Origin of the sequence: Herbidospora galbida, assembly GCF_005233835.1 — a bacterium.
Taxonomy (GTDB): domain Bacteria; phylum Actinomycetota; class Actinomycetes; order Streptosporangiales; family Streptosporangiaceae; genus Herbidospora; species Herbidospora galbida.
The window spans coordinates 1-10,983 of record NZ_SZQA01000086.1 but is presented as its reverse complement, the minus strand read 5'-3'; the positions used below and the strand labels follow the sequence as shown (position 1 = coordinate 10,983).

Annotated in this window: 3 protein-coding genes; all 3 read left to right on the top strand. The window is 75.5% G+C overall.

Going from position 1 to position 10,983, the window contains the following annotated elements; genetic code table 11:
- Positions 1–1,319, top strand: a 1,319-nt coding sequence (locus FDA94_RS38420; protein WP_137251938.1) for a type I polyketide synthase, incomplete at its 5' end; no start/stop codon positions are given.
- Positions 1,309–6,726: a type I polyketide synthase gene (locus tag FDA94_RS40925; RefSeq protein ID WP_137251937.1), complete on the top strand. Its 5,418-nt coding sequence runs from the start codon at positions 1,309–1,311 to the stop codon at positions 6,724–6,726. The genes FDA94_RS38420 and FDA94_RS40925, both read left to right, overlap by 11 nt.
- Positions 6,727–6,729: 3 nt before the next feature.
- Positions 6,730–10,983 (top strand): type I polyketide synthase (locus FDA94_RS41295; RefSeq protein ID WP_137251936.1); only part of this gene is annotated, 4,254 nt, incomplete at its 3' end.

The window sequence follows — 10,983 nt, the reverse complement described above, 5'->3', positions numbered from 1 at the left end:
CCCGGCGGCTGGTCGAGCGGCACGGCGTGGCGGACCTGCTGCTGGTCTCCCGGCGGGGCCCCGACGCGCCCGGCGCGGCCGAGCTGCGCGCCGAGCTGGAGGCCCAGGGCGCGCGCGTCACCGTCGCCGCCTGCGACGTGTCCGACCGGACCCGGCTGGCGGCGCTCCTCGCCGGCCACCGGGTCACCGCCGTCGTCCACGCCGCCGCCGTCCTGGACGACGTCACCGTCGAGGGCATGTCGGCCGGCCGCCTGGACAGCGTGTTCGCGCCGAAGGCCGACGCCGCCTGGTACCTGCACGAACTCCTCCCCGACGCGACCGCCTTCCTGATGTTCTCCTCGGTGGCGGGCGTGCTCGGCAACCCCGGCCAGGGCAACTACGCCGCCGCGAACGCCTTCCTGGACGCGCTCTCCGCGCACCGCCACGCCAGGAACCTCCCGGCGGTCTCCGTCGCCTGGGGGCTCTGGGACACCGAATCGGGCATGTCCGGCACGCTGTCGGAGGCCGACACGGCCCGCCTGGGCCGCGCCGGCATCGCTCCGATGAGCGCCGAACAGGGCCTGGAGGTCTTCGACGCGGCCCTGACCGCGCGGGACCCCCTCCTGGTGGCGGCGACCTGGGACCGCGCCGCGCTCCGCGCGAGGGCGGCGGCCGGCGAACTGCCCCCGCCGCTGCGCGGCCTGGTCCGCGCCCCGCGCCGGACCGCTGGGAAGGGGGCCGAGCAGGCGACCGGAACGGCGGGCCTGGCCGAGAGCCTGGCCCACCTCGCCCCGGACGACGCCAGGGCCCGCCTGGTCGACGTCGTCCGCGCGCACGTCGCGGCGGTCCTGGCGCACGGCGCCGCGAGCGGCATCGGCGTCGACCGCTCCTTCAGCGAACTCGGCTTCGACTCCCTCACCGCGGTCGAGCTGCGCAACCGGCTCACCACCGACACCGGGCTGCGGCTCTCGCCGACGCTGATCTTCGACCATCCCACCGTCGAGGCCCTCGCCGACCACCTGTTCCACACCCTGGCGCCCGCCGCGCCCTCCGCCGAAGACACGCTGCGCGCCGCGCTGGAACAGGTCGCGGTCATGGTCGCCGCCGCCAACGGCGACGGGGACTCCATCCGCGACAAGCTCATCGCGATTCTGCAGAGCGGCCTGGAAACCTTCGGGGCCGCCCCGACCCCCAGGCTCCGAGGGCGGCCGAGCGGCACTGCGGACGCGGCGGAGCGACTCAGCTCCGCCTCGGACGAGGAGATCTTCGCGCTGCTCGACGACCGGGCCAAGGCGTCACCCCTGAGGTCCTCACCGGAAAGGTCCGAACATGGCGACTGAGGACAAACTGCGCGAATATCTCAAGCGCGCGATCGTCGAGTTGGCGGAGGCCCGGCAACGGCTCAGCGACAGCGACGACCGCCGGCACGAACCTATCGCAATCGTCGGCATGGCCTGCCGCTATCCGGGCGGGGTCACCAGCCCGGAGGAGCTGTGGGACCTGGTCGCCTCGGGCGGCGACGCCATCGGCGAGATGCCCGCCGACCGAGGCTGGGACGTCGAGGGTCTCTACGACCCCGACCCCGAGGCGCTGGGCAAGTCGTACTCCCGGCACGGCGGTTTCCTCTACGACGCGGGCGACTTCGACGCCGCGTTCTTCGGGATGAGCCCCCGTACCGCGCTGGCCACCGACCCGCAGCACCGGCTCGTGCTGGAGACCTCCTGGGAGGCCTTCGAGCGGGCCGGCATCGACCCGGCCACGCTGCGCGGCAGCCTGACCGGGGTCTACGTCGGCAACATGTACAGCGACTACTCCTCGCGGTTCACCGACGGGGCGGTCCCCGAGGGCGTCGAGGGCACGCTGCTGGTGTCGAGCGCGCCGAGCGTGCTGCCGGGGCGGGTGTCCTACACCTTCGGGCTGGAAGGCCCGTCCATCTCGGTGGACACGGCCTGCTCCTCCTCGCTGGTCGCGATCCACCTGGCGGTGCAGGCGCTGCGGCGCGGTGAGTGCACGATGGCTCTCGCGGGCGGCGTCACCGTGATGGCCACCCCCGACTCCTTCGTCGAGTTCTCCCGCCAGCGCGCGCTGGCGCCCGACGGGCGGTGCAAGTCGTTCTCCGCCGACGCGGACGGCGTGGCCTGGGCCGAGGGCGCCGGCATCCTGCTCCTGGAGCGCCTGTCTGACGCGCGCCGCAACGGCCGCCGCGTGCTGGCCGTCATCCGCGGCTCGGCCGTCAACCAGGACGGCGCCAGCAACGGGCTCACCGCCCCGAACGGCCCCGCCCAGGAGAAGGTCGTCGAGCAGGCGCTCGCCGACTCCCGGCTGGACACCCGCGACGTCGACGCCGTCGAGGCGCACGGCACCGGCACCCGGCTCGGCGACCCGATCGAGGCGGGCGCGCTGCTCGCCACGTACGGGCAGGGCCGCTCCAACGACGGCCCGCTCTGGCTGGGCTCGGTGAAGTCGAACATCGGCCACTCCCAGGCCGCCGCCGGGGTGGCCGGCATGATCAAGATGGTGCTGGCCATGCGGCACGGCGTACTGCCCCGCACGCTGCACGTCGAGGACGCCAACACCCAGATCACCCAGATCGCCCAGCCGGGCCAGGCCGGTCAGGCCGACGGAATCCGGCTGCTGACCAGCGCCCGCCGCTGGTTCCGCGAAGGCCGCCCGCGCCGGGCCGGCGTCTCCTCCTTCGGCATCGGCGGCACGAACGCGCACGTCATCCTCGAAGAGGCCCCCGAGCAGCCGGAGCCGCAGATACAGGCCCCCGCGGTCGCCGGCGCCCCGCACGCGTGGCCGCTCAGCGCCCGCACCGCCACGTCGCTGCGCGAACAGGCCGCCCGGCTGCACCGGCTGGTCAGCGCCGACCCGACGATCACCCCCGCCGACGTCGCGCACGCTCTCGCGACCCGGCGGGCCGCGTTCGAGCACCGCGCCGTCATCGTCGGCCACGACAGAGAGGCCCTGCTGGCCCGCCTCGGCGGGCACCTCCAGGACGAGTGGATCACCGGCACCGCGCCCGACCGCCCCCGGCTGGCGTTCCTGTTCACCGGGCAGGGCGGCCAGCGGGCCGGCATGGGCCGCGAGCTGGCCGCCGCCTCACCCGTCTTCGCCGCCGCGCTCGAGGAGGTCTGCGCCGCCCTCGACCGCTACCTCGACCGGCCGCTCCTCCAGGTCATGTGGGCCGAGCCCGGCACGCCGGACGCGGCGCTGCTGAACAAGACCCGCTACACCCAGCCCGCGCTGTTCGCCTACGAGGTGGCCGCCTACCGGCTGCTCGCATCGCTCGGCGTCACCCCCGACTTCGTGGCCGGCCACTCCGTCGGCGAGTTCGCCGCCGCGCACGTGTCCGGCGTCTGGTCGCTCGCCGACGCGGCCCGGCTGATCGCCGCCAGGGGGCGGCTCATGCAGGCGCTGGACGTGCCCGGCGCGATGGTCGCCATCGAGGCGAGCGTCGACGAGGTACGGCCCGGACTGACCGGCCAGGTCGGCCTCGCGGCCGTCAACGGGCCCGCCTCCGTCGTCGTGTCCGGTCCCGAGGAGGCGACGCTCGCGGTGGGGGCGCGCTGGCGCGAACTCGGCCGCCGCACCCGCAGGCTGCCGGTCAGCCACGCCTTCCACTCCGCGCTGATGGAGCCCATGCTCGCCGCGTTCGAGGCCGAACTCCGCACCGTCCTGTTCACCGAACCGCAGTTCCCGGCCGTCACCAACCTGGGCGGCGACGCCACCTGGACGCGGCCGTCGTACTGGCTGGACCAGATCCGGCACGCGGTCCTGTTCCAGCCGATGATCGCGCGGCTGGAGGAGGAGGGCGCCCGCGCCTTCCTGGAGGTCGGGCCCGAGGCGGTGCTGGCCGGGATGGCGCACGACTGCGTCACCGGCCCCGGCGCGGTGATCGCCTCGCTGCACCGCCGTCAGCGCCCCGAGCCCGACGCGCTCGTCGACTGCCTCGCGCGGATGTCCGTCGCCGGAGTCCCGGTCGACTGGGCGGCGCTGTCCGGCGGCGGCGCGCACGTGGAGCTGCCCACCTACGCCTTCGACCGCGAGCGGTTCTGGCTCAGCTCGCTCCTGCGCACCGGCGACGTCACCTCGGCCGGACTGCGCGACGCCGGCCACCCCCTGCTGGGCGCGGCCGTCGACCTCGCCGACGACGGCACCACGGTCCTCACCGGCCGGCTCGCCGCCTCGTCCGCGCCCTGGCTGGGCGAGCACGTGATGCTCGGCTCGGCCGTGCTGCCCGGCGCGGCGCTGGTCGACCTGGTGCTGGACGTGGGCGGCCGGATCGGCTGCGACCGGATCGAAGAGATCATGTTCGAGGCCCCGCTGGTGCTGCCCTCCCGCGGCGCGGTCGACGTGCAGGTGGTCCTGCAGCACGCCGACGGCCCCCGCCCGATCCGGGTCTACTCCCGGCCCGCCGGCGAGCCGGAAGCCGTCTGGACCCGGCACGTCTCCGGCCTCGTCGGCGCGGCGCCCGCCCCGGTGACGGCCGCCTGGGCCGGCGAATGGCCTCCGGCCGATGCCGTGCCCATCCCCGTCGACGGCGGCTACGAGCGGCTCGCCGACCTCGGCTACGAGTACGGCCCCGCCTTCCAGGCCGTCCGCGCCCTCTGGCGGCAGGGCGAGGACCTGCTCGCCGAGGTCGCCCTCGACGACGACCAGGACGTCGCGGGGTACGGCCTCCACCCCGCCCTCCTGGACGCGATGTTCCACCCCCTGCTGCTGGCCGACCCCGCCGCCGCCGGTGAACTCCGCCTCCCGTTCGAGTTCCGCGGGGTGCGGCTGCTCGCCGCCGGGGCCCGTCGCCTGCGGGTCCGGCTCAGCTCCATCGACGCCGAGGGGTGCGCCGTCCAGGCGGCCGACGGCCTGGGGCAGCCGGTGTTCTCGATGGACTCGCTCCGGGCCCGGCCGGTCCCGGCGTCCGCGCTGGCCGCCTCGACCGGCCCGGTGCCGCACGGGGTGGACTGGGTGGAGGTGAGCGTGCCGGCCGGGAACGGTTCCGGGTTCGCGTTCCTGGACCCGGCCCACCTCCAGGCGCTGGAACCCGTCCCCGAGTTCGTGGTGACCACCCTGACCGCCGACGACGGGAATGTGCCCGCGGCCCTGCGCGCACTGTCCGGTCAGGCGCTCGACCTGATCCAGACCTGGGTGGCGGGCGACCGCTTCGCCGGTTCCCGCCTGGTGTTCCGCGTCCGCGCCGACGATCTGGCCGGCGCCGCCGTGCCGGGCCTGGTGCGGTCGGCGCAGTCGGAGCACCCCGGCAGGTTCGTCCTGCTGGACGCGGGGCCCGACTTCACCGCCTGGGGTTCGGTGGCCGCCGCCGTGGAGGCGGGCGAATCGCAGCTGATCGCCCGCGACGGTGTGCTGCTGGCCCCCAGGCTGGCCCGCCGGACCGCCGCCCCCTCGGCCGGGCTCGGCGAGGGCACGGTGCTGGTCACCGGCGGCACCGGCGGCCTCGGCAGCCTGGTCGCGCGGCGGCTGGTGGAGCGTCATGGCGTACGGGATCTGCTGCTCGTCTCCAGGCGCGGCCTGGACGCGCCCGGCGCGGGGGCGCTCGTCTCCCGGCTGGGCGGTTACGGCGCCCGGGTGACGGTCGCCGCGTGCGACGTGTCCGACCCGGACGCGCTGGCCGCCGCGCTCGCGCTCGTCCCGGCCGACCGGCCGCTCACCGCGGTCGTGCACACGGCCGGCGTGCTCGACGACGCCACCGTCGAAGGGCTCACCCCCGCGCGGCTCGACACCGTGTTCGCGCCCAAGGCCGACGCCGCCTGGCACCTGCACGAGCTCACCCGCGACCTGCCGCTGTCGGCCTTCGTGCTCTTCTCGTCGCTGGCCGGCGTGCTCGGCAACCCGGGGCAGGGCAACTACGCCGGCGCGAACGCGTTCCTGGACGCCCTCGCCGCGCACCGCCGCCAGGAGGGCCTGCCCGGCGTGTCGATCGCGTGGGGGCTCTGGGAGACCGAATCGGGCATGTCCGGCACGCTGACCGAGGCCGACACGGCCCGGCTGGCCCGCGCCGGCATCGCCCCCCTCACCGTCGAGCAGGGCCTCGACCTCCTGGACGCGGCGCTCGGCAGCCAGGAACCGCTCGTCGTGGCGGCCCGATGGGACACCGCCGGGCTGCGGGCCAGGGCCGAGGCGGGCGACCTGCCCCCGATCGCGCACGGATTGGTCCGCCTCCCGCGCCGGGTCGCCGCCGGAGGACCTGCGGCGGGACCGGGCCCGTCCGGCGGGCTCGGGGAACGGCTGGCCGGGCTGTCCCAGCCCGATGCGCTGCGCCTGCTCAGCGACACCGTCCGCGCCCACGTCGCGGCCGTCCTGGCGCACGGCAACGCCGCCAGCGTCGGCCTCGACCGGGCCTTCAGCGAACTCGGCTTCGACTCGCTCACCGCGGTCGAACTCCGCAACCGGCTCAACGCCGAGACCGGCCTGCTGCTCCCGGCGACGCTGGTCTTCGACCACCCGACCGTGAACGCGCTGACCGACTACCTGTTCAAGAGCCTCGCGCCGGCCACCCACTCGCCCGAGGAGATGCTGCGCGGCGCGCTGGAACGCGTCGAAGCGATGATCACGGCGGCCGCCGGAGACGCGATCAGGAACAAGGTCGTCGCGATCCTGCAGAACGGCCTCAACCGTTTCACCGCCGCCGACGCCGCGCGCGACCCCGACGACGTGGACGACGTGGCCGGCCGCATCGACTCGGCCTCCGACGAGGAGATCTTCGCGCTTATCGACAACGAGGGGTGAACGGTGAGTACTGAGGACAGACTTCGCGACTACCTCAAGCGCGCGATCATCGAGCTGGAGGACACCCGCGAGCACCTCGCGGAACTGGAGGAACGCCGGCACGAGCCCATCGCGGTCGTCGGCATGGCCTGCCGCTACCCCGGCGGGGTGACCAGCCCGGAAGAACTGTGGGAACTGGTGGCCGGCGGCGTGGACGCGATCGGCGAGTTCCCCACCGACCGGGGCTGGGCCACCGACCTGTACGACCCGGACCCCGAGGCGGTGGGCAAGTCGTACACCCGCCACGGCGGCTTCGTGTACGACGCGGGCGACTTCGACGCCGCGTTCTTCGGGATGAGCCCGCGTACCGCGCTGGCCACCGACCCGCAGCACCGGCTCGTGCTGGAGTCGTCCTGGGAGGCGATCGAGCGGGCCGGCATCGACCCGGCCACGCTCCGCGGCAGCCTCACCGGGGTCTACGTCGGCAACATGTACGAGCACTACGCCGGCCGCTTCATCGGCACCGTTCCGGCCACGGTCGAGGGGACGCTGTTCACCTCGAGCGCGTCGAGTGTGCTGTCGGGGCGGGTGTCGTACACCTTCGGGCTGGAAGGCCCGTCGATCTCGGTGGACACGGCCTGCTCCTCCTCGCTGGTGGCGATCCACCTGGCGGTGCAGGCGCTGCGGCGGGGCGAGTGCGACCTCGCGCTCGCCGGGGGCGCCACCGTGATGGCCTCGGCGGAGCCGTTCGTCGAGTTCTCCCGGCAGCGGGCCATCTCCGCCGACGGCCGCTGCAAGTCCTTCAGCTCGACCGCCGACGGCGCGGCCTGGGCCGAGGGCGTCGGCGTCCTGCTGCTGGAGCGCCTGTCGGACGCGCGGCGCAACAACCGGAGGATCCTCGCGGTGGTGCGCGGCTCGGCCGTCAACCAGGACGGCGCGAGCAACGGCATGACCGCGCCCAACGGCCCCGCCCAGGAGCGGGTCGTGCGGCAGGCGCTGGCCGACGCGCGGCTCGACACCCGCGACGTCGACGCCGTCGAGGCGCACGGCACCGGCACCCGGCTGGGCGACCCGATCGAGGCCCAGGCCCTGCTCGCCACCTACGGACGCAACCGGGCGGCCGACCGGCCGCTCTGGCTCGGCTCGGTGAAGTCGAACATCGGGCACGCCCAGGCCGCCGCCGGAGTGGCGGGCGTGATCAAGATGATCAAGGCGATGGAGCACCGGACCCTGCCGGTGACCCTGCACGTGGCGGAACCGACGCCGCACGTGGACTGGTCGTCGGGAGGGGTGCGGCTGCTCACCGAGCCGGTCCCGCTCCCCGCCGACCGGGTGGTGCGGACGGCCGTGTCGAGTTTCGGGATCAGCGGCACCAACGCGCACCTCGTCCTGGAGGAGGCGCCCGCCGCGGAGACCGAGAGCGAGCCGGAGACCGAGGCGCCGGCCGTCGGTCCCCTCGTCTGGGTGCTCTGCGCGAAGTCCGCCGCCTCCCTGCGCGGCCAGGCCTCCCGGCTGAGCGCGTTCGCCGCCGGCGCCCCCGAAGCCGACCTGTTCGCCGCCGGCCGGCTGCTGGCCCGCCGCTCCGGCTTCGCGCACCGCGCCGTCGTCGTCGCCGCCGACCGCGCCGAACTGGTCGCCGCGCTGACCGCCCTCGCCGAGGGCGCCGGGCACCCCGCCGCCGTGACCGGGGTCGCCCCCGCCGACCTGCGGCCGGTGTTCGTCTTCCCTGGTCAGGGCTCCCAGTGGGCCGGCATGGCGGTCGACCTGCTCGACTCCGACGAGGCGTTCCGCGCGCAGATGCAGCGCTGCGAGAAGGCCCTGCGCGTGCACACGGGCTGGTCGGTCACCGGTGTGCTCCGCGGTGACGAGGGAGCGCCGCCCCTGGAGGGCACCGACGTCATCCAGCCGGTCCTGTTCGCGGTGATGGTCTCCCTGGCCGCGCTGTGGCGCTCGCTCGGCGTCGAACCCTCGGCCGTGGTCGGCCACTCCCAGGGCGAGATCGCCGCCGCCTGCGTGGCGGGCGCGCTCTCACTTGAGGACGCCGCGAAGATCGTCGCGCTGCGCAGCCGGGCCCTGGTCAAACTGAGCGGCACCGGCGGCATGCTCGCCGTGTCGCTCCCCGCCGGGCAGGTGCGCGACCTGCTGGAGCCGTGGCGGGACCAGATCTGGATCGCCGTGCACAGCAGCCCCGCCGCCTGCGTCGTCGCCGGTGACGTGGACGCGCTGGACGCCTTCACCGCCGCCCACGGCGACGCCGTCCAGATCCGCCGGATCGTGGTCGACTACGCGTCCCACACCCCGCACGTCGAAGCGCTCCGCGAGGAGCTGCTGGCCACCCTCGACGGAGTCGCGCCCCGCCCGACCGACATCGCCTTCGGCTCCTCGCACCGGGGCGAGTTCATCGACACGGCCGAGCTGACCACCGCCTACTGGTACGAGAGCCTCCGCAACCCGGTCCTGATCGAGTCGGCGGTCACCGCCTTCGCGGGCGCGGGCACGCCGCTGTTCATCGAGGCCAGCCCGCATCCGGTCCTCGGCCACGACCTGCGGGAGATCTGCGAGTCGGCCGGGATCACGGCGGGCGTCGCCGCGACCCTGCGCCGGGGAGCGGGCGACTGGCGTCGCTTCCTGACCGCGCTGGCCGACGCGTACGTCCTCGGCGCGGACGTCGACTGGAGCGCGGCCGTCACCCCCGGGCCCGACCGCAACGTGGACCTGCCGACGTACGCCTTCGAGCGCCGCCGCTACTGGCTGGGCGCGGCCGGGCCGGCCGGGGTCGCGCCCACCGGGATCGACGCCTCCGGCCACCCGCTGCTCGCCGCCGTGGTGCCGACGGCCGACGACGGATACCTGCTCACCGGGGAGCTGAGCGCGGTGACCGCGCCCTGGCTGGGCGACCACGCCGTGGACGGCGGCGTGCTGCTGCCGGGCGCGGCCTTCGTCGAGCTGGCCCTCGAAGGCGGCGCGCTCACGGGCTGCGACCACCTGGAGGAACTGGTCATCGAGGCGCCGCTGTTCCTCTCCGAGGGCGACGTCGTACCCCTTCAGGTCATCGTCGGCCCGCCCGACGCCGACGGCCGCCGCCCCGTCGGGGTCTTCGCCCGCGCCGGAGGGGCCTGGACGCGGCACGCGTCCGGGCTCGTCGTCACCGGCTCCCCGGCCGCGGCGGACCCGTCCGCCTGGGCGGCCTCCTGGCCGCCCGCCGACGCCGAGCCGTTCCCGATCGACGGCGGCTACGAGCGGCTGGCCGACCTCGGCTACGAGTACGGCCCGGCCTTCCAGGGCGTCCGCGCCATGTGGACCCGGGGCGCCGAACTGTTCGCCGAGATCGCCGCAGACGCAGACGTGGACGTGACCGGATTCGGCATCCACCCCGCCGTGCTGGACGCGGCCTTCCAGCCGATGCTGCTGGCCGCCGGGCCGGGCGGCGGGCCGCGCCTGCCGTTCGCGTTCCGGGGCGTCAGCCTGCGCGCGTCGGGGGCGACCCTGCTGCGGGTCCGGCTGGTCCCGTCGGGGGACGACGCGACCGTCGAGGCGGCCGACGCGACCGGCCGCCCGGTGTTCTCCATCGACGATCTGCGGGTGCGGACCGCCCCGGCGCGCACGTCCGTCGCGCGGGGGCCCGTCATGCACGGGATGGACTGGGTGAAGGTCGCCGTACCGGCCGGAGACGAGACCGCGTTCGTCTTCCTCGGCGCCGGTGCGCTCCCCGCCGACGTGCCGGGCTTCGTCGTCGCCACCGTCGAGGCCGACCCGTCGAGCGAGCTGACGGTCGCGCTCAGGGAGGAGTCCGGCCGGGCGCTCGACCTGGTCCGGATGTGGGCGGGCGACGAGCGCTTCTCCGGCTCCCGCCTGGTGTTCGTGATCCGGCCGGGGGATCTGGCCGGCGCGGCGGTGCGCGGGCTGGTCCGTACGGCGATGTCGGAGCATCCCGGCCGGTTCGTGCTCCTGGAGGCGGGGGAGGGCTTCGCCGACTGGGCCGCCGTGGCCGGGGCGGTGGCGGCGGGGGAGACGCAGCTCGTGGCCGTGGAGGGCGCGCTGCTGGCCCCCCGGCTGGCCCGCCGGACCGCCGGACCCTCGGCCGGGCTCGGCGAGGGCACGGTGCTGGTCACCGGCGGCACCGGCGGTCTGGGCAGCCTGGTCGCGCGGCGGCTGGTGGAGCGTCATGGCGTACGGGATCTGCTGCTCGTCTCCAGGCGCGGCCCGGACGCGCCCGGCGCGGGCGGGCTGGCCGATGACCTGGGCGCGCTCGGCGCGCGGGTCGCTGTCGTCGCGTGC